Annotated in this window: 17 protein-coding genes; 9 read left to right on the plus strand and 8 right to left on the minus strand. The window is 63.3% G+C overall.

From position 1 onward, the window contains the following. Positions 1-28: 28 nt before the first annotated feature. Both MVC20_RS12970 and MVC20_RS12975 read left to right on the plus strand, forming a co-directional pair. Positions 29-1,657 (plus strand): AMP-binding protein, encoded by a 1,629-nt coding sequence (locus tag MVC20_RS12970; RefSeq protein ID WP_297542003.1) that lies wholly within the window; start codon positions 29-31, stop codon positions 1,655-1,657. A 98-nt stretch (positions 1,658-1,755) separates the two neighbouring features. Continuing rightward, a complete protein-coding gene (locus MVC20_RS12975) occupies positions 1,756-3,144 on the plus strand; it encodes a bifunctional enoyl-CoA hydratase/phosphate acetyltransferase (protein ID WP_297542005.1) in 1,389 nt (462 codons plus the stop codon). A 4-nt stretch (positions 3,145-3,148) separates the two neighbouring features. On the opposite strand, the gene MVC20_RS12980 is transcribed toward MVC20_RS12975, so the two are convergent. The 5 genes from MVC20_RS12980 to MVC20_RS13000 form a co-directional block, all read right to left on the minus strand. Further along, on the minus strand, positions 3,149-5,113 hold the full coding sequence (locus MVC20_RS12980) for a cache domain-containing protein (protein ID WP_297542007.1): 1,965 nt from the start codon (positions 5,111-5,113) through the stop codon (positions 3,149-3,151). A 79-nt stretch (positions 5,114-5,192) separates the two neighbouring features. Next, entirely contained in the window at positions 5,193-6,209 is a 1,017-nt protein-coding gene (locus MVC20_RS12985) for a Fe(3+) ABC transporter substrate-binding protein (protein ID WP_297542009.1), read from the minus strand. An 87-nt stretch (positions 6,210-6,296) separates the two neighbouring features. Continuing rightward, positions 6,297-7,106 (minus strand): metal ABC transporter permease, encoded by an 810-nt coding sequence (locus MVC20_RS12990; protein ID WP_297542011.1) that lies wholly within the window; start codon positions 7,104-7,106, stop codon positions 6,297-6,299. Further along, the gene (locus tag MVC20_RS12995) at positions 7,106-7,879 is read right to left on the minus strand and encodes a metal ABC transporter ATP-binding protein (protein ID WP_297542013.1); all 774 of its coding nucleotides are present in this window, start codon (positions 7,877-7,879) and stop codon (positions 7,106-7,108) included. The genes MVC20_RS12990 and MVC20_RS12995 overlap by 1 nt, the downstream gene beginning before the upstream one ends. Next, entirely contained in the window at positions 7,870-8,358 is a 489-nt protein-coding gene (locus MVC20_RS13000) for a transcriptional repressor (protein ID WP_297542015.1), read from the minus strand. Before MVC20_RS13000 ends, MVC20_RS12995 begins: the two co-directional genes overlap by 10 nt. Before the next feature lie 107 nt (positions 8,359-8,465). Between MVC20_RS13000 and MVC20_RS13005 the strand changes: the two genes are divergently transcribed. Further along, on the plus strand, positions 8,466-9,479 hold the full coding sequence (locus MVC20_RS13005) for a zinc ABC transporter substrate-binding protein (RefSeq protein ID WP_297542017.1): 1,014 nt from the start codon (positions 8,466-8,468) through the stop codon (positions 9,477-9,479). Between the two features lie 133 nt (positions 9,480-9,612). Further along, positions 9,613-11,496: an acyl-CoA synthetase gene (locus MVC20_RS13010; protein WP_297542020.1), complete on the plus strand. Its 1,884-nt coding sequence runs from the start codon at positions 9,613-9,615 to the stop codon at positions 11,494-11,496. Between the two features lie 25 nt (positions 11,497-11,521). On the opposite strand, the gene MVC20_RS13015 is transcribed toward MVC20_RS13010, so the two are convergent. Then, the gene (locus MVC20_RS13015) at positions 11,522-12,106 is read right to left on the minus strand and encodes a TetR/AcrR family transcriptional regulator (RefSeq protein WP_297542022.1); all 585 of its coding nucleotides are present in this window, start codon (positions 12,104-12,106) and stop codon (positions 11,522-11,524) included. A gap of 67 nt (positions 12,107-12,173) precedes the next feature. Here MVC20_RS13015 and MVC20_RS13020 point away from each other — a divergent pair, with 67 nt between their 5' ends. Continuing rightward, a complete protein-coding gene (locus MVC20_RS13020) occupies positions 12,174-12,755 on the plus strand; it encodes an NAD(P)H-dependent oxidoreductase (RefSeq protein ID WP_297542024.1) in 582 nt (193 codons plus the stop codon). 34 nt (positions 12,756-12,789) lie between these two features. Next, a complete protein-coding gene (locus MVC20_RS13025; RefSeq protein WP_297542026.1) occupies positions 12,790-13,278 on the plus strand; it encodes an anthrone oxygenase family protein in 489 nt (162 codons plus the stop codon). Positions 13,279-13,326: 48 nt separating this feature from the next. Here the strand turns inward: MVC20_RS13025 and MVC20_RS13030 are convergent, their stop codons facing one another. Beyond that, the gene (locus MVC20_RS13030) at positions 13,327-14,892 is read right to left on the minus strand and encodes a 2-isopropylmalate synthase (RefSeq protein WP_297542028.1); all 1,566 of its coding nucleotides are present in this window, start codon (positions 14,890-14,892) and stop codon (positions 13,327-13,329) included. 261 nt (positions 14,893-15,153) lie between these two features. Here MVC20_RS13030 and MVC20_RS13035 point away from each other — a divergent pair, with 261 nt between their 5' ends. Both MVC20_RS13035 and MVC20_RS13040 read left to right on the plus strand, forming a co-directional pair. After that, the gene (locus tag MVC20_RS13035; RefSeq protein ID WP_297542030.1) at positions 15,154-15,819 is read left to right on the plus strand and encodes an SDR family NAD(P)-dependent oxidoreductase; all 666 of its coding nucleotides are present in this window, start codon (positions 15,154-15,156) and stop codon (positions 15,817-15,819) included. Next, on the plus strand, positions 15,813-17,342 hold the full coding sequence (locus tag MVC20_RS13040) for a cryptochrome/photolyase family protein (RefSeq protein WP_297542032.1): 1,530 nt from the start codon (positions 15,813-15,815) through the stop codon (positions 17,340-17,342). The genes MVC20_RS13035 and MVC20_RS13040 overlap by 7 nt, the downstream gene beginning before the upstream one ends. Here the strand turns inward: MVC20_RS13040 and MVC20_RS13045 are convergent, their stop codons facing one another. Then, entirely contained in the window at positions 17,343-18,755 is a 1,413-nt protein-coding gene (locus MVC20_RS13045) for a 2-isopropylmalate synthase (protein ID WP_297542034.1), read from the minus strand. A 153-nt stretch (positions 18,756-18,908) separates the two neighbouring features. On the opposite strand from MVC20_RS13045, the gene MVC20_RS13050 reads away from it, so the two are divergent. Continuing rightward, positions 18,909-20,576 carry an NAD+ synthase gene (locus MVC20_RS13050; protein ID WP_297542036.1) on the plus strand — a complete coding sequence of 556 codons (1,668 nt, stop codon included), beginning with the start codon at positions 18,909-18,911 and terminating at the stop codon, positions 20,574-20,576. Positions 20,577-20,579 lie beyond the last annotated feature (3 nt).

Raw genomic sequence — 20,579 nt, forward strand, 5'->3', positions numbered from 1 at the left:
GATCCGCAGGGACAAGAGGAGGTGCGCGATGGGATGGATGAAGGATGAGGCCGGGTTGGAGAAATGCGCCGCAAATTTCGTGGCGCTGACGCCGCTGTCGCATCTGAGGCGCGCGGCGCATCTCTTTCCAACCCGTGAGGCGCTGGTATATCGCGGCACGCGGCGCACGTATGCGGAGTATCACGCGCGGGTGTCGCGGTTGGCCTCGGCCTTGGTCAAGCTGGGGATCGAACCCGGCGATGTGGTGGCCACGCTGCTGCCCAATATCCCCGCCCATTGCGAGGCGCATTTCGGCGTGCCCGCCTGCGGTGCGGTGCTCAACGCGATCAACACGCGGCTCGAGGCCGATACCATCGCCTATATTCTGGACCATGGCGGCGCGCGTGTCGTGCTCTGTGATCCGCAATTCCTGCCCACGCTGGCGCAGGCGATTGAATTGATGGAGGGGCCGCCGCCGGGCGTGGTCGAGGTGGCCGATGATGCGGCGGGGGTCCATGCCCACGGGCATTATATGGAATACGAGGAACTGCTGGCCTCTGGCGATCCCGATTTTGCGTGGATCATGCCCGAGGATGAATGGGAGAGTTTGGCGCTCAACTATACCTCGGGCACCACCGGGCGGCCCAAGGGGGTGGTCTATCACCATCGCGGCGCGTATCTGATGACCATGGGCACGGTCGTGAGCTGGCAATTGCCGCGCTATCCGACCTATCTGACCATCGTGCCGCTCTTTCATTGCAACAACTGGAACCATGTCTGGTTGATGCCGATGCTCGGCGGGCGGGTCGTGTGCTGCCGCGACGTGACGGCGCACGCGATTTACGATGCGATTGCAGACGAGGGGGTGACACATTTCGGCGGTGCGCCCATCGTGCTCAACATGATCGTCAATGCCAAGGAGAGCGAGCGGCGCAAGTTCGACCATGTGGTGGATGTCTTCACCGCCGGGGCCCCGCCGCCCGCAGCAACGCTGGCGGCGATCGAGCCGTTGGGCTTTACCGTGATGCAGGTCTATGGCCTGACCGAGACCTATGGCCATGTCACCGAATGTCTGTGGCAAGACGACTGGAACGCCCTGCCTGAGGAGGAGCGCTATACGATCAAGGCGCGCACCGGCGTTCTGATGCCGATGATGGAGGACATCACCGCGATGGACCCCGAAACCATGGCGCAAATCCCGATGGACGGCGAAACCTTGGGCGAGATCATGATCCGGGGCAATTCGGTGATGAAAGGGTATCTCAAGAACCCCGAGGCGACCCAGGAGGCGTTTCGCGGCGGGTATTTCCATTCGGGCGATATCGCGTTCCAGCATCCCGACGGCTATCTCAAGATTGCGGACCGCGCCAAGGACATCATCATATCGGGGGGCGAGAACATTTCCTCGGTCGAGGTTGAGGGGGTGCTGATGCGCCATCCCGCCGTGCTGCTCTGTGCCGTTGTGGCCAAGCCGGATGAGAAATGGGGCGAGGTGCCTTGCGCCTTCGTCGAGTTGAAGGACGGGGCCAAGGCGAGCGAGGCCGAGTTGATCGCCTTTGCCCGCGAGCGGCTGGCAGGGTTCAAGACGCCCAAGGCGGTGGTGTTTCAGGAATTGCCCAAGACATCCACAGGCAAGATCCAGAAATTCGAACTGCGCCAGAGTGCCCGCGCTTTGTGACGGATCGGGTCGTGTCATGCCTTTGACACGACCCGCCGCTTAGCTCACGCGGCGGCTTGCCTGCATGGGCCGCGCGGGCGTGACAGGAGAGTTGCCGGATGAAGATCGAGAACCGCATCTTTGACGACTTGCAGGTGGGCGACAGCCAGAGCCTCCGACGGCTCTGCACGCAGGATGATCTGTTGGTGTTTGCCAATGTGTCGGGCAATCACAACCCGATGCATCTGTTCGATCTGGATGGCGATGGCGATGGCCAGCCCGAAGCCTTTGTGCCGGGGATGTTTCTGGGGTCGTTGATTTCTGCCGTTCTGGGCACGCTCTTGCCGGGGGCGGGGACGCTCTACCGCGCGCAGAGCCTTGTGTTTCACAACCATGCCCATGCGGGCGACGAGGTGGAGAGCCGCGTCACGGTGACGGACCGCAACCCGCGCGACATGACCGTGACCTTGGCCACCGAGGTGCGGCGGTTGCGCGACGATGCGCTGATCGTGTCGGGTGTGGCGGTGGTCGAGGCCCCGCGCCGCAAGCTGAACTATTCCAGCCACGATCTGCCGGGTCTGATCGTGCAGCGACACCGGCATTTCGAAAAGCTGCTGAGGCAGGCTGAGCCATTGGCGGCGCTGGTGACGGCTGTGGTCTGCCCGGAAGAACCCAATTCTCTGGGCGGCGCGCTGCGGGCGCGGGCGCACACGCTGATCGCGCCCATTCTGATTGGAGATCCGGATCGGATCGCTGCGGCGGCGCAGACGCTGGGCGCCGATCTGACGGGGATCGAGATCATCGCCGAACCGAACCCGGACGCTGCCGCGCGGCGCGCGGTGGCGCTGGTGCAGGCGGGGCGGGCAGGGGCGGTGATGAAGGGGCATTTGCACACCGATCACCTGTTGCGCGCGGTGCTGGACAAGGCCGCGGGTCTGCGCGCGGGGCGGCGTCTGAGCCATGTTTTCGTGATGGATGTGCCGGGGCTGGCGCATCTCTTGCTGGTGACGGATGCGGCGATCAACATAACACCTGACCTGCGCGCCAAGGTGGATATTGTGCAGAACGCGATTGACCTGGCGCTCAGCCTTGGGATCGAGACACCCAAGGTGGGGGTGCTGTCGGCGGTCGAGACGGTCAACCCCGATTTGCCCTCGTCGATCGACGCCGCTCTCTTGTCCAAGATGGCGGAGCGGGGGCAGATCACCGGCGGCCTGGTGGATGGGCCACTCGCGATGGATAACGCAGTTGATCTGGCGGCTGCGCGGACCAAGGGGCTGTCTTCGGCGGTGGCGGGGCGGGCGGATATTCTGGTGGTGCCCAACCTCGATGCGGGCAACATGCTGGCCAAGCAACTGACCTATCTGAGCCATGCGGAAGCGGCGGGCGTGGTTCTGGGGGCGCGGGTGCCGATCATCCTCAATTCGCGGGCGGATGATGATATGGCGCGGCTGGCGTCCTGTGCGGTGGCCGCACTGCATCACGCGCGGCTGACCGGGCAGGTCTGAGCGCTTAGAGCGTCTGTGCGGGCAACCAGACGGTGAATTCCGCGCCCCCCTCTGTGCGGTTGCGCGCGGTGATGCGGCCGCCCGCCTGCTGGATCAAGGTTTGACTGACCGAGAGGCCAAGCCCCGTGCCCTCGCCCTGTTTGGTGGTGAAGAACGGATCGAACACCAGCGCCAGTTTTTCCTCGGGGATGCCCGGCCCGTTGTCGGCCACGATGAGCGCGGCACCGGGATGTCCGTCGCGCAGCGCGGGGCGGGTGGTCAGGATAAGATGCCCCTCGGTCTGCATGGCTTGGGCCGCGTTGGTCACGAGGTTGATGATCACCTGCTGCAATTCGCCCGGATTGATCCGCACCGGGGGCGTATCGGCATGGGTGTCGAGCGTCACCTGATGGCCCGCCTTTGTCACCACATGATCCACCAGAACCAGACAATCACGCAGGACGGCCGCCAGATCGACATCTTCTTCAAACGTGCCGAATTCGCCGGGGCGGGCGAATTGCAGCAATTTGCCCACGATGGCGGTGATGCGCCCAATTTGACGGTCAATCAGATCGAGCTCGGTTTTTACCGGCTCGGTCTGCGCGCCAAGGGTCTGGCGGATCACATCGAGATTGCCCTGAATGACCGCCGCAGGATTGTTGATCTCATGCGCAACCCCTGCGGTGATCTCGCCGATGGAGGCGAGTTTCTCGGACATCACCAGTTGCTGATACGTGGTTTCCAGTTTTGCATTGGCCTCGCGCAGCTCGGCGGTGCGGGCCTCGACGCGGGCGTTCAGGTCCTCGTTCCAGGCGCGCAGGGCGCGGTCGCGCTCCTGCACCTGATCGAGGAGCGTATCAAGATGGGCGGCCACTGTGCCGATCTCGTCGCGGGCGGCCACCGGGCCGATGCGCGCGGTCATGTCGCCGGCTTCGACCTCTTCCATGGTACGGGTCATGCGTTCGAGGGGGGCAAAGATATTGCGCGCAAGCCGCAGAAAGAGCGGCGCGCTGACCGCCAGAACCACCAGAAAGGCCGCAAGCACCAAGAGATAGGCGCGCCGCTTGGCGGCATCGAACGGCGCCTGAAGAAAGCCGACATAGAGCATGCCCACCCGCTTGCCAAAGCTGTCGGTCAGCGGGCGATAGGCCGAGATATACCAGTCATTGACCACAAAGGCGCTGTCGAGCCAGGTCTGCCCCTGATCGAGCACGATCGAGCGCACCGCCGCCGAGACCCGCGTGCCAAGCGCCCGCTCACCCGCGAAGAGGCGGACATTGGTCGAGATGCGCACATCCTCGAGAAAGAGCGTGGCGGTGCCCTGCCGGTCGCCCGCGCGACCGGTGTCGCGGTAAACCAGCGCGTTGATGGTGTCGATGAAGTCAAGGTTGCGGTTGAGCAGGAGGCCGCCCACCAGCACGCCCTCTGCGTCCGGCGTGGTGACGGGGGTGGCGCTGTGCACCACCATGCCGCGATCCTCGGTCTGGCGGGTGGTCGGCTGGGCGGCACGGGTGGCAACCAGGGCCACGCGCGCCCGCATCGCAAGGGCCACGCCGGTATCGGGCAGCGCCAAGAGGTCGCGCGGCGTGAAGATGTCGATCTCGGTCGCGGGTTGGCCGCGCGTGGCGGTGGCGATCACCGGCCAGTCATTGCCGCGTTTGCGGGCCTCTCGGATCGGCAGGAAATACAGGAAATCAAGGCCGAGCGCGCGGCGGTTCTGGTCCAGAAAGCCGGGCAGGTCGGCAGGGGTTGTGCGCGACACCTCGTCGAACCGCAGCGAGCGCGCAAGGCTTGTGACCTCGGATCCGGTGCTGGTCAGCAGGCGTTGCAGATATTGATCGGCGATGCGCAGATCGCTTGCCACATTGGTGATGAGCAGGTTGTCATAATTGGCCGACCAGCGATTGATCGCCACCAGCAACAAGAGCGGCATCAGCACCGCCAGCGGCAAAAGTGCGAGGATCAGCAATCGCAGCCGGACGGATGTCATGAAACGGTCGGACCCCTGTTGAGGAGCCCGACCATAGGTCAATCACGCAGGTCGCGCAATCGCGCAGGACCGCAAGGTCTCAGTTCCAGCCCACTTCGTTGAAGATGGCCTGCGCCTTGGCGGCATTCGCCCCGAAGGAGGCGGTCGGCGTGGTGCTGTCCGGCTTGAACTCACCCAGCTTGGCCACGTTCTCGCCGATGTCGACCCCGGCCAGAACCGGGTATTCGTTGTTGCCATTGGCGAATTGCGCCTGCGCGGTTTCGCTGGCAAGGAATTCGAGCAGGGCGAGCGCCTCTTCGGGATTGGGCGCGTTCACGGCGATCCCGGCGGCGACGAGGTTCATATGCGCGCCGCGGTCGTCCTGGTTCGGCCAGACCCAGCCGATGCTGTCGATGTCGCTGCTCAGACCGTCCACGTCACCGGCAAGGCCACGGGCGAAATAGTAGGTGTTGGACACGGCGATATCACACTCGCCCGACACGATGCCGCGCAACTGGTCGGTATCTCCGCCCTCGGGGGCACGGGCCATGTTGGCGACGATGCCCGCCGCCCACTCCTTGGCCACGTCTTCGCCATGCACTTCGATGATCGAGGCCAGCAGCGACTGGTTATAGACATTCGAGGACGAGCGGATACAGATCTGCCCCTTGAACTTGGGATCTGCCAGTTCTTCATAGGTCTGGGGCGGGTTTTCGACCCGATCCTTGGCGTAGAAAATGATGCGCGAACGCTGCGAGAGACCGGTCCAGAGGTTGTCCGGGTGGCGCAGGTTGGCCGCGACATTGGCCTCGATCAACTCCGACGAAAAGGGCTGCAGCAGGCCTTCGTCCACCGCGCGCGAGACATTGCCGACGTCCACGGTCATGAACACATCCGCCGGGCTGTTGGTGCCTTCGGCCTTCATGCGTTCGATCAATTCGGCCTCTTTGCCTTCGATCCGGTTTACTTTGATGCCGGTTTCCTTGGTGAAGGCCTCGTAGAGCGCATCGTCCGAATCGTAATGACGGCTGGAGTAGAGATTGACCTCTTGCGCCAAAGCGGGGGCTGTCAGGGCAAGCAGAGCGGTCACGCTCAGGGCGGCTTTGATCGGGTGCATCGAAGTTCCTTTCGAGATGTCCGAGTGATTTGATGGGGTATCTCTCGTATTTCTGACAAAAAGAGTCAATAGACTATTCCGACTATTTTAGTCGGATGCCTGCCCGAGGTGGCGCAGCCCGCTGCCAATCAGCGCGGTCGCGGCAAAGATCAGGGCCGCGACGCAGACGATTGTGGGGCCGGTGGGCGTGTCTGCGTGAAAGGAAAGCTGCAAACCGCCCAAGGCAGAGCCGCCGGCAATCAGCGTGGCGATGGCGGCCATGCGTTCGGGTGTCGTGGCAAGGGGCCGCGCGGCGGCGGCGGGCACGATCAGCATGGCGGCGATGAGCAGCACGCCCACCACCTTGATCGCCACCGCCACCACCACCGCGAGCGCCAGGGTGAGCACAAGCTGTTCGCGGCGCGGGTCGATGCCTGCGGACCATGCCAGATCGGGGCTGAGCGTCGTGGTCAAGAGCGCCTGCCAACGCCAGGCCAAGAGGCTGAGCACAAGCGCCGCACCGCCCCAGATCACCAGCAGGTCGCCCCGGCTGACCGCCAGAATGTCGCCAAAGAGATAGGCCATGAGATCAATCCGCACGCCCGAAAGAAACGACACCGCGACAAGACCAAAGGCCAGCGCGGAATGCGCCAGAACGCCCAGCATCGTATCCATGGCAAAGCCGCGCCCCGAGAGGGTCGAGACCGTGGTCGCCATGATCAGCGACATGGCCAGCGCGCCGACAAAGACCGATATGGAAAACGCCAGCGCCATCGCGACGCCCAGGATGGCCGCATGGGCCGTGGCGTCACCGAAGTAGGCCATGCGCCGCCAGACGACAAAGCTGCCCAAAGGGGCGGCGGCGAGCGCCACACCGAGACCGGCAAGGGCGGCGCGGACCATGAAATCATCCAGCATCATTCGGCGGCCTCGTGGCTGTGTTTGTGGTCATGGTCGTGGTCATGGTTATGATCGTGATCGTGATCATGGGCGTGGTTGTGTTCATGCCGGTAGAGCGCCAGCGCGCCTTGGGTGCCGGTGCCGAAAATCGCGCGGTATTCCTCGGCCTGGGCGACCACCTCGGGGTGGCCTTCGCAGCAGATATGCCCATTGAGGCAGATCACCCGGTCCGACGCGCTCATTACGACGTGGAGTTCATGGCTGACCATCAGCACCCCGCAGTTCAGCTCGCGCCGCACCTCTTCGATGCGCCGGTAAAAGGCGGCAGAGCCGGGTTGATCGAGACCCTGCGTGGCCTCGTCGAGAATGAGCAGATCCGGCTTTTCCAAAAGCGCGCGGGCGAGAAGCACGCGCTGAAACTGTCCACCAGAGAGGTCAGCCATCTGCCGGTCGCGCAAATCCGGCAAGCCCGCCTGTTCGAGGGCCGCGCGCGTGGCCTCTGTCGGGTGCCGCCGGGGCAGGCTGAGGAATCGGGTGACGGTCAGCGGCAGCGTCGGGTCGATATGGAGTTTCTGCGGCACATAGCCGATGCGCAGACCGGGGCGGCGGATGATCTCGCCGCGCGCCGGTTTCTGCGCCCCGATGAGGGCACGCAGAAGCGTGGATTTGCCCGAGCCGTTGGGGCCGACGATGGTGACAATCTCGCCCCGGTCAAGCGCAAGACTGACATTGGAGAGAACGGTGGTGCGGCCAAAGCGGACGCTCAGCCCCTTGGTTTCGATCAGGCGCATGGGTGGACGCTCTCGCGGCATTGCGGGCAGAGGCCCATCGCCTCGACCACCGCCTGTTCGATGACAAAGCCCGAGTCGGCGGCGGCGCGCCCCAACATGCCCTTCGAGGGCTCGGCATGGGCCTCGGCCACCGCGTCGCATTGGCGGCAGATGAGGAACGCAGGCGTGTGATCCTGTCCCGGGTGGGTGCAGGCGATAAAGGCATTGAGGCGCTCGATCTTGTGCACAAAGCCGTTGGACACAAGGAAATCGAGGGCGCGATAGGCGACGGGCGGTTGCGATCCCAGTCCTTCGTCGCGCAGGGTGTCGAGGATTTCATAAGCGCCCATGGCGCGATGCTCGCTGAGCAGGATCTCCAGCACGCGGCGGCGGACGGGGGTGAACTGCAGCTTGTGGCGCGCGCAATGCGCTTCGACCGCGGCGAGGGCATCGCGCACGCAGCCCTTGTGGTCATGCGCTTCGAATCCGATCGTGTCCATCCGCCCTCCATCCGTCTGTTTCGTTGGATCATTTGGGGGTTGATATGTTATATGGTTACATTTATCAAGCGACCTTGAGTGTTATGATATTACATATGGAGACTGCTATGCCGATCCGCTTTCTTGCCCCTCTCGGCCTTGGGTTGACGCTTGCATCGGGTGCCATGGCCGACGCGCCACGGGTCGCCACGGATATCGCGCCGGTTCATTCTCTGGTGGCGCGGGTGATGCAGGGGGCGGGTGCGCCCGATGTGCTGGTGCGCCCCGGCGCCTCGCCGCATGGTTACGCGATGCGCCCCTCGGAGGCGGCGGCGCTGGAGGCGGCCGATCTGGTGTTCGGGATGGGGGAGGGGCTGACGCCCTGGCTGGAGGGGGCGATCGATTCGCTCGCGGCAGAGGCGCATGTGGTCGCGTTGCTGGGGGCAGCGGATAGCCGCGTTCTGCCGTTCCGGGAAGGGGTGGAGTTTGCAGCGCATGATCATGGCGACGACCATGCTGAGAAAGAGCACGCGCACGACGCGCACGCCGAGAAAGAGGCGGGGCATGAGGAGGCGCATACCCATGACCATGACCACGGGCATGAGGACGCGCACGCCCATGACGGTGCCGATCCGCACGCATGGCTGGATCCCGCCAATGCGACGGCCTGGTTGGGCTTGATTGCCGAGGAACTGGCAGAGCATGACCCGGCCAATGCCGCGCTCTATGCCGCCAATGCCGAGACCGCTGCGGCGGAAATCGCGGCCCTGAGCGCCGAGATTGCCGCGCAACTGGCCCCTGTGCAGGACACACCTTTCTTGGTCTTTCACGATGCCTATCAGTATTTCGAGGTGGCCTTTGGTGTGACGGCGGCGGGCGCGATTGCGCTCAGCGATGCCGTGGCGCCGGGACCGGCCCGGATTGCCGCGTTGCGCGAGATGGCCGAGGCGCGCGGCGTGGCCTGCGTCTTTTCCGAGCCGCAGTTTGATCCCAAGCTGGTCGAGACCGTGTTTGGCGATGTGGCGGCACATGGCGTGCTTGACCCGATGGGGAGCCAGGTGGCGATGGGGCCGGGGCATTACCCGCAAATGCTGCGCGAGATGGCCGGGGCGATGGTGGCCTGTCTGGGCGGGGCAAGCTGAGGCAGCGCCGCCCCTGACAAATGCGTCAAAACGCAGCGTAAAACTTGCGTGATCCTGATTTCCCGCACATTCTGCTGCGAACGGGAGAAACCCGCGCCGGGAACGCGGGACAAGCCAGGGAGGAAACGAACAGATGGCGTTCACGACGCGACAGGATGCGCTCGACATCCAGAATGAAATGCCGTGGGCGGCGCGCGAGCGCCCCCAGACGATCTATCAGATGTTGAGCCAGGTCGCGGGGCGCTTTCCGAACCGGCCTGCGATCAGCTATCAGCTCTTTTCCGGGGCCACGGACAAGGCCCAAACCCTCACATGGCAGCAGTTTCACGATCAGTGCTGTCAGGCGGCCAACCTCTTTCGCAGCCTCAAGCTGGGCGAGGGCGATGTGGTGGCGCTGGTATTGCCCAACTGTCTGGAAACGGCGGTGGCAACCATCGGCGGCATGATCGCGGGCATCGTCAACCCGATCAATCCGCTGCTTGAGCCGGAACAGATCAGCGCCATCCTGCGCGAGACCGGGGCCAAGGTGGTGGTCACGCTCAAGGCATTTCCCAAGACCGACATCGCGCAAAAGACCGCCGAGGCGGTGCGCCATGCCCCCAGCGTGCATACGGTTTTGGAGATCGACCTCAACCGCTATCTGACACCGCCCAAAAGCTGGATCGTTCCCCTCGTGCGGCCCAAGAACCCGGTGCAGCACCATGCCGATTGCATGGATTTCAACAAGGCGATTGCACGTCAGCCCAAGAGCCTCAGCTTTGCCGACAGCAAGGGCGACCGGGTGGCGGCCTATTTCCACACGGGCGGCACCACCGGCATGCCCAAGGTCGCGCAGCACAAATATTCCGGCATGATCTACAACGGCTGGATCGGTCACACGCTGCTCTTTACCGAGCAGGACAATGTGATGTGCCCGCTGCCGCTGTTTCACGTTTTCGCCTGCCACGTGATCCTGATGGCCATGATCAAATCGGGCGCGCATGTGGTCTTTCCGACACCAGCGGGCTATCGCGGCGAAGGCGTGTTCGACAATTTCTGGAAGCTGTGCGAGCGCTGGAAGATTTCCTTTATCATCACCGTGCCTACGGCCGTTTCCGCGCTGATGCAGCGCAAGGTGGATGCCGACCTGTCCACGGTCAAGAACGCGTTTTCCGGCTCGGCCCCGATGCCTCTGGAGCTTTTCAACCGGTTCGAATCGGCAACCGGCATCGCGGTGATCGAGGGCTATGGCCTGACCGAGGCGACCTGCCTTGTCTCGGCCAACCCGCCCGCAGGGGAAAAGAAGGTGGGTTCGGTCGGTGTGCCGTTCCCCTATACGGATGTGCGGATCATCAAGGGCACGCCAGATGGGCCGATGGATTGCGCAGTGGATGAGGTGGGCGAAATCTGCATCTCGAATCCGGGCGTCTTTGCGGGCCATACCTATACCGAGGGCGACAAGAATCGCGATCTCTTTTACCATGGGGAGTACCTGCGCACCGGTGACCTGGGTCGGATTGATGCGGATGGCTATCTGTGGATCACAGGGCGCGCCAAGGATCTGATCATCCGGGGCGGGCATAATATCGACCCCGCCGAGATCGAAGAGGCGCTGATGGTGCACCAGGCGGTGGCGATGGCCGGGGCCATTGGCCAGCCGGATGCGCATGCGGGGGAAATTCCCTGCGCCTATGTGGAACTGGTGGCCGGGGCCACGGTGACGGGCGAGGAACTGCTCGAGCATTGCAAGCTGCATGTGCATGAGCGGGCAGCAGTGCCCAAGCATGTCGAGGTCTTGCCGGAACTGCCGAAAACGGCGGTGGGAAAGGTCTTCAAGCCTGATCTGCGCAAACTGGCGATTACGCGAATCTATAACGGCGCTTTGGAAGAGGCGGGGATCGCCGCCCGTGTGACAAGCGTGGTCGACGACAAGAAACGCGGGCTGGTGGCGAAGGTTTCAGGCTCTGCCAGTGCCGAGGGCGAGGCCGTGGGGCATGTTCTGGGCCAATTCGTGCGGCCCTGGGACTGGGCGGAGTAGATCCCGCCCGGACGACCCTGGAAGATCACGCCCGCCCGCACAGCGCGAGGCGGGCGAGGCGCAGGATTTCAATGACATAGCGATCCTGTGGCCAGTCGCAGAGGCGCGTCAGCTGCTCCCATGTGGGGATCGACAACAGGGTCCACAGAAGGTCGGTCGCGTCTTTCTGTTCCTTGATCAAGACGCCATCGCGGGCGAGGGCGGCCACAGCCGCCGCGCATCCTTCGCGCATGTCGGCCATTCTTTCATGCCATGCTCCGGCTGCGTCGGCATCGGTTTCGCTCATGATCATGAGGGTTTTCGCGACGCCGAATATCTTGGGGATGTAATTGCCCCAAGCCGTGACAAAGGCCGCCAGCCGGTCCTCACCCGAGGTTGCGGCGCGGCTGGCTGACAACATGTCCTGAACACCAAAGACCTCGTCCTGATGCCTGGTTGTTGCGATGAAAAGCTCTGTCCTGTTGGGGAAATGCAGGTAGAGCGCCTGTCGGCTGACCCCGGCGGCCTTGGCTATGTCGGACATGCGCGCTGCGGTGCCGGGGTTTGAGTCCAGAAGTTTCCACGCGGCGGTGAGGATACGTTCGCGGGTGCTCGGATTTTCTCTTGACACAGTGTAAAGTCTCCGTTTATTGACATCGTGTAAATTTACACAGTGTAAAGTCAATGGAGAATAAGATATGACGCGTAAAATATTCATCTGGGTGGCCCATCCCCGCGCCACGTCCTTTTGTTCCGGGCTGGCCGATGCCTACCAGGCAGGGGCCGAAGCGGGCGGTGCCACCGTGCGGCGGATGGACCTGAACGACATGCGGTTCGACCCCCATTTCGAAGGCTACGGGGCGGATGTTCCGGCGCTCGAAGCTGATCTGGTCACATGGCAGGAAAACATCGCATGGGCCGATCACCTGATGATCGTGCATCCCTATTGGTGGGGGGCGATGCCCGCGCGGGCCAAGGCGGTGCTCGACCGTGCGCTGACCTCTGGCTTTGCCTTCAAGTATCACGCGCGGGGGATGGGCTGGGAGAGGCTGTTGACCGGGCGCACGGCGGATGCCCTGATCACGTCGGACACGCCGACGCTGATCGACACGCTTTTCTACCTCAAACCGCCGCGGCGGGTGATCCGCAATCAGGTGCTGAAGTTTTGCGGGATCAAGCCGCGCAAAGTGGTGCAGTTTGGGTCGGTCAAGATGGCAGAGGAGGCCAAACGCGCCCGCTGGATCGAGCGCGCCCGCACCATGGGCCGCACGGCGGCCTGAGCACGCTCCAACCAGAAAACAGGAGAAGATGACGATGACAAATCTGTTGGAACTGACGATCTTTGGTGGGACTGCCGTGGGAATGGCGCTTGTTTCGGGTGTTTTTCTTGCCTTCTCGGACTTCGTGATGCGGTCGCTGCGACGGGCGAGCCCGACCGTCGGCATTGAGGCCATGCAGCTGATCAACCGAGAGGTTTATGGCTCGGCCTTTCTTGTGGCCCTCCTGGGGCTGGTGCCGGTGTCTGGGGTGCTCGCGGTTTATGCGGTGCTGCGCATTGAGGGGCTGGCATCCGGCTGGTTTGTCGCTGGGGCCGCGATCTATGGGATTGGGGTCGTGCTGGTGACGATGCTGGGCAATGTGCCAATGAACCGGCGGCTTGACCTGATGGCGGCCGAGGCGGTGGAGACGCGGGACTATTGGCAGCACTATGCGCGACGCTGGACCCGTCTCAACCATCTGCGCACTCTGGCCTCGGCACTGGCTGCGGCGGCGTTTGTCGCGGGCACGGTGCTGTTGGTCTGAAATGGCATCCCCTCGCCTTGGAGCCAAGGCGAGGGGCAGGTGTCACTGTCAGGAGACGTCCTTGTAGCTGACCTCGCGCGCGTCGCTGCCGGTCTTTTCGCGGCGCACGAGCAGGCGGTTGAGGGCATGGACATAGGCCTTGGCCGAAGCCACGACCGTATCGGTATCCGCCGATTGGCCCATCACGATGCGCCCCGCCTCTTCCATGCGCACCGACACGGTGGCCTGTGCATCCGTGCCCTCGGTCACGGCATGAACCTGATAGAGCTGCAACCGCGCCTCATGCGGAAAGAGCGCCTTGACCGCATTGAACGTGGCATCCACGGGCCCGTCGCCGGTGGCCTCGGTCGAGACCTCGCGCCCGTCGATTTCCATGGTCAACGTCGCCTGTTGCGGGCCCTCGGTGCCGCAGATCACGCGCAGATGCTTGATCTGCAAGCGATTGTTCTCGGAATCCACACCTGCATTGACGAGCGCCACGAGATCGTCGTCATAGATCTCCTTCTTGCGGTCGGCCAATTCCTTGAAGCGGACGAACACATCGTTGAGCTGGTTGTCGGCCAAGTCATAGCCCAAATCCTTGAGCTTGGAGCGCAAGGCGGCACGGCCGGAATGTTTGCCCATGACGATATTGGTCTCGGTGAGACCCACATCCTCGGGGCGCATGATCTCGAAGGTTTCGGCGTTCTTGAGCATGCCGTCCTGATGGATGCCGGATTCATGCGCAAAGGCGTTCTTGCCGACGATGGCCTTGTTGAACTGCACCGGAAAGCCCGAGACGGCGGCAACTCGACGCGAGATGTTCATCAGCTTGCGGGTGTCGACGCCGGTTTCATAGGGCATGATGTCGCCGCGCACCTTGAGGGCCATCACCACCTCTTCCAACGCGGTGTTGCCCGCGCGTTCGCCAAGGCCGTTGATGGTGCACTCGATCTGGCGCGCGCCGCCCGCGACGGCGGCAAGGGCATTGGCCGTGGCCATGCCCAGATCGTTGTGGCAATGGGTGGCAAAGATCACATCATCCGCCCCCGGCACGGTTTCGATCAGACGGCGGATGAGCGAGGCGGATTCCTCGGGCGCGGTATAGCCCACGGTATCGGGGATATTGATGGTGGTTGCCCCCGCCTTGATCGCGATTTCCACCACGCGGCAGAGGTAATCCCATTCGGTGCGGGTGGCATCCATCGGCGACCATTGCACATTGTCGCAGAGATTGCGCGCATGTGTCACCGTCTCGTGGATACGCTCGGCCATCTGGTCGCGGTCGAGATTTGGGATCGCGCGATGCAGCGGCGAGGTGCCGATGAAGGTATGGATGCGCGGGCGGGCGGCGTGTTTCACTGCCTCCCAGCAGCGGTCGATATCCTTGAAATTGGCACGCGCAAGGCCGCAGATCACGGCGTTCTTGGAGTTCTTCGCGATTTCGCTCACGGCGTTGAAATCGCCCTCGGAGGCGATGGGAAAGCCCGCCTCGATGATATCGACGCCCATGTCATCGAGCAGCCCGGCGATTTCGAGCTTTTCGGCATGGGTCATGGTGGCGCCGGGGCTTTGTTCGCCGTCGCGCAAGGTGGTGTCGAAGATCACCACACGGTCTTTGGTGCTGTTGGTCATGTTGGTCTCTTTCAAAAAATCCTAAGCCTGCGGCGCGAAACGGCACATCCTCTGAGCGGTCGCGCCAAGACGGCACGCTCAGAGGCGGCTTAGGCCTAGCAGGACAGCACTAGCGGCACGCCGAACGGCGTGGGGCAAGGGCGTGATATGATCCTGCATCAACATGCGCGAAACTATACGGGGGCTCTGCGGCGATGAAAACCCCGAAATTGCACAGCGCTTCGGGGTTGAAGCGGCGCGGGCTTCGGCTAGGTCTGCGCCATGGAAAACGCATTGATCATCGGCGCATCGGGCGGCATCGGGCGGGCCGTGAGCGCCGCCCTTGAGGCAAGGGGTGTGGCGGTCACGCGCCTGTCGCGCAGCAGCGATGGATTGGACGTGACCGATGAGGCCTCGGTTGCGGCGGCGCTCGGGGCGCTGACAGGGCCGTTTGACCTGATCCTCGTCGCGACGGGGGCGCTGGAAATCGGCGGTGCCGCGCCGGAAAAAGCGCTGCGGCAGGTGAGCGCGCAGGCGATGCTGGATCAATTCGCGCTCAATTGCGTGGGGCCATCGCTTGTGCTCAAGCACAGTGTCCGGCTTTTGCCGCGCGAGGGGCGGGCGGTCTTTGCGGCGCTTTCGGCGCGGGTGGGCTCGATCGGCGACAACGGTTTTGGCGGCTGGTATAGCTATCGCACCGCCAAGGCTGCGCTCAACCAGATGATCCACACCGGCGCGATTGAGCTGGGGCGCAGCCATCGCGCGGCGATTTGCGTGGCGTTGCATCCGGGCACGGTCGAGACCGACTTTACCCGCAAGTATCTGGGGCGGCACCCGGCGGTGCCCGCCTCAGAGGCGGCGGAAAACCTGTTGCGCGTCATTCAAGGCTTGCGGCCAGAGGACAGCGGCGGGTTCTTTGATTGGCAAGGGAAGCCCGTGCCATGGTGACGCGGCTGGTGTTGGTGCTGGGGGATCAACTCAGCCCGGGTCTATCTGCGCTCTGTGCGGCGGACAAGACGCAAGATGTGGTGGTCATGGCCGAGGTCATGGACGAGGGAAGCTATGTGCCGCACCATCCCAAGAAAATCGCGCTGATCCTGTCGGCGATGCGGCATTTCGCCGAAGAGCTGCGCGCAGATGGCTGGAAAGTGGCCTACACGCGGCTGGACGATCCCGAGGCCGCGCAGTCGATTGTCGGCGAATTGATCCGCCGCGCCGAGGAATTTGGCGCGTCCGAGGTCATCGCGACGCAGCCGGGGGAATGGCGGCTGATTGAGGCGCTTCAAGAAGCGCCCCTGAGGGTTCGGCAACTGCCGGATGACCGGTTCATCTGTGCGCTGGAAGAGTTCGATCGCTGGGCCGAGGGGCGCAAAGAGCTTCGGATGGAGTATTTCTATCGCGAGATGCGGCGCAAGACCGGGTTCCTGATGGAGGGCGACCAACCGGCCGGGGGCAAGTGGAATTTCGACCATGACAATCGCAAGCGCGCGCAGATGGACCTCTTGCGCGCCAAACCGCTGCGGTTCGAGCCGGATACGATCACGGCGGAGGTTCTGGATCTGGTGGAGGACAGATTTGGCAATCATTTCGGCAGGTTGCGCCCGTTCTGGTTTGCGGTGACACGGGCCGGGGCCGCCCAAGCCTTTGATCATTTCGCACGCAATTTGCTGGCCGGGTTTGGCGACACGCAGGATGCGATGCTGGAGGGCGACGCGTTCCTGCATCATTCGGTGATTTCGATGTATTTGAACATTGGATTGCTCAATCCTGTGGATATCTGCACTCGTATTGTTGAGGAATGGCAAGCGGGCCGAGTGCCGATCAATGCCGCCGAAGGCTATATCCGGCAGGTCATCGGCTGGCGCGAATATGTCCGGGGTCTCTATTTCCGCGAGGGGCCGGACTATGCGACGCGCAACGTGCTAGGTCATGGGCGCGATCTGCCAGCGATGTATTGGGGCGGCAAGACCCGTATGAACTGTGTCTCGCAAGCTGTTGATGTGACAGAAAAAGAGGCCTATGCCCACCATATCCAGCGGTTGATGGTGACGGGCAATTTCGCACTTCTGGCCGGGATCGACCCCGCACAGGTGCATGAGTGGTATCTGGCGGTTTACGCCGATGCGTTCGAATGGGTCGAGGCCCCGAACGTGATCGGCATGAGCCAGTTTGCCGATGGTGGCATCATCGCCAGCAAACCCTACGTGAGTTCGGGCAATTACATCGACAAGATGTCGGATTATTGCGGGTCCTGCGCCTATTCGGTCAAGGACAAGACGGGCGAGAACGCCTGTCCCTTCAACCTGCTCTATTGGGATTTCGTGATCCGGCACCGCGAGCGGTTTGGCCGCAATCCGCGCATGGGGCCGGTCTATCGCACCTGGGACAAAATGGACGCAGACCGCCGTCAAATGGTACGCGACGGGGCCGCGCGCGTGCTGGGCGATCTTGATGCGGGGCGCATCGTCTGATCACTCGGTTTTGGTCGTGGCCTCAGACAGCGCGCCGTCTTCCCATGTGCCGCTGGCCTCTTGCCCGGTGGCGTAGCGCATCGTGCCTTCGCCCTGCCGCTTGCCCGCACGGAACATGCCCTCATAGACATCGCCATTGGTGTAGGTGGCCACGCCGCGCCCCGAGATTTCACCGTTCTGCCAGTCGCCCTCGTAGACAAAGCCGTCGGGCATCGTGATCTTGCCCTGTCCATGGCGCTGCCCGTCGACAAATCCGCCCACATAGATCGTGCCATCGGGATAGGTTGCGGTGCCGGTGCCATGGCGTTGGCCGTCCTGCCATTCCCCCTCATAGCGATAGCCGTCGGGGTAGGTCATGACCCCGGTGCCATGGTTGCGGGCGTTCTGGAATTCGCCCTCGTAGACGAGGCCGTTGGGATAGGTGGCACGCCCGGTGCCCTCGATCACGCCGCCGACCCATGAGCCCTCGTAGGTTGACCCGTCAGGGTAGGTGATGCGCCCCTCGCCATTGGCCAGATCATCGCGGAACTGCCCCTCATAGACTGAACCATCGGGATAGGTGACGCGACCCTGACCCGAGATTTTGCCCGCGACCCATTCGCCCTGATAGACATAGCCATCGGTGCCGGTGAACTTGCCCTGCCCGTGGCGCCGGTCATCCTTGAAGGCCCCCTCGTAGAGATCGCCATTCTCATAGGTGACGCGGCCCATACCCTCGCGCCGGCCAGCGACAAGATCGCCTTCATAGACATCGCCATTGGGCTGCGTGAGCTTGCCCTTGCCGTCGATCTCGCCGGCGCGCCAGGTGCCCTGATAGATCAGCCCGTCGGGCATGGTCAGCGTGCCCTCTCCCTCTCGCGCGCCGCGCGCCACCGCGCCTTCGTAGACCGCGCCGTCGGGATAGGTGATCGTGGCCATGCCTTCCTTGATGCCATTCACCCAATCGCCGTCATAGACATAGCCACCCGGGCTCTGCATCCGGCCGCGCCCGTGGTGCATGGCATTGAGAAAACCGCCCTCGTAGCGCACCCCGTTGGCATAGATCGCAACCCCCTGACCGGTGATCTTGCCATCCTCCCATGCCCCCTCGTAGGTGCCGCCATCGGTGAACACGATCTTGCCGATGCCATTGGGTTTGCCGCGCGCGAATTCGCCCTCGTAGACCGAGCCATTGGGAAAACGCGCGACACCTTTGCCGCGGATTTCCCCCTCGACCCATTCGCCGGTATATTGATAGCCATTGGGCAGGGTATAGGTGCCGGTGCCATGCTGCAGCCCGTCCTTGAACGTACCCTCATAGATGCCGCCATCGTCATATTGCTTGGTCTGCACCTCTGCGTCCTGCGCGGCGGCCAGGCTGGCCGTACCAAGCGCGAGGCTCAGAAGGATGGGTCTTGTGCGCGAAAACTTCATATCTGCCCCGATGCCCGATCCCGCCTGATGATGCGGCGGCTGTGCCAAATCTAGAGGACGGGGCAGGGGCTGACAACGGGTTTTGGGCAAATCGGCTTTTCCTCCGGCGGCGATCTGCTACATCGGGGGCGTGGATATGCAGAGGGCACGCGCATGGCTGACCGGTTTCGCCTGACTTTGGCGCAGTTGAACCCCACGGTGGGGGATCTGGCGGGCAATGCGCGCATGGCGCGCGCAGCATGGGAAGAGGGGCGCGCGGCGGGGGCCGATCTGGTGGCGCTGCCCGAGATGTTCATCACCGGCTACAACACGCAGGATCTGGTGCAGAAGCCGGCCTTTCATCAGGCGGCGATTGCCGCGATCGAGGCGCTGGCGCGCGACTGTGCCGAGGGGCCGGCACTGGCCATCGGAGGCCCGGCGCTGGAGGGTATCGGCCTCTATAATGCCTATTACGTCTTGCAGGGGGGCGTGGTGCGCGCCCGCGTGCTCAAGCATCATCTGCCCAATGAGACGGTTTTTGACGAGGTCCGGCTATATGAGAGCGGGCCGGTGGCGGGGCCATACACGGTGGCGGGTGTTCGGATCGGCAGCCCGATCTGCGAGGATGCCTGGCACGAGGATGTGGCCGAGACCTTGGCCGAAACCGGGGCGGAAATGCTGCTCGTGCCCAATGGTTCCCCGCATTACCGCGACAAGATGGACCTGCGCCAGAACATGATGGTGGCACGGGTGATCGAGACCGGCTTGCCACTCGTCTATCTCAACATGGTGGGCGGGCAGGACGATCAGATGTTCGACGGCGGTTCTTTCGTGCTCAATCCCGGCGGGGCGCTCGCGGTGCAATTGCCGATGTTTCAAGAGGCCGTGGCGCATGTCGATCTGGAGCGCGGGCCGGAGGGCTGGCGCGCGGTGCCGGGGGATTTGGCGTCGTTGCCCGATGACATGGAGCAGGATTATACCGCGATGGTGCTCAGTTTGCGCGATTATCTGCGCAAATCGGGGTTTTCAAAGGTCTTGCTGGGGCTTTCGGGCGGTGTGGACAGTGCCATTGTGGCCACCATTGCCGTTGATGCGGTGGGGGCCGAGAATGTGCGCTGCGTGATGTTGCCGTCGGAATATACCTCGGCGGACTCGCTTGAGGATGCCAAGGCGGTCGCGGAAAACCTCGGCTGCCGCTATGATTTCGTGCCGATCGACGCAGGCCGCGCGGCGATCACGGCGACGCTGGCACCGTTGTTTGAGGGCACCGGGCCGGACCTGACCGAAGAGAATATCCAGTCGCGCCTGCGCGGTCTGTTGTTGATGGCGCTGTCGAACAAGTTTGGCGAAATGCTGCTGACCACCGGCAACAAATCCGAGGTGGCGGTGGGCTATGCCACGATCTATGGCGATATGGCGGGGGGCTATAACCCGATCAAGGATCTCTACAAAAGCCGTGTATTCGAGATTTGCCGCTGGCGCAATGCCCGGCACCGCAGCTGGATGATGGGGCCGGAGGGGGCGGTGATCCCCGAGCGGGTCATCGCCAAGCCACCCAGCGCCGAATTGCGCGCCGATCAGAAGGACAGCGATTCGTTGCCCGATTATCCGGTGCTGGACGGGATATTGACCATTCTGGTGGATCAGGATGGCTCGATTTCGGATTGCGTCGCGGCGGGCTATGACCGGGACGATGCCAAGCGGGTGGAACATCTGCTTTATATCAGCGAATACAAGCGGTTCCAGGCGGCCCCCGGCACGCGGCTGAGCAAGCGGGCGTTCTGGCTGGATCGGCGGTATCCGATTGTGAACCGGTGGCGGGACGGGTCCGGCGAGGGCTGATCC

The organism is Roseovarius sp., assembly GCF_027019125.1.
Lineage (GTDB): Bacteria > Pseudomonadota > Alphaproteobacteria > Rhodobacterales > Rhodobacteraceae > Roseovarius.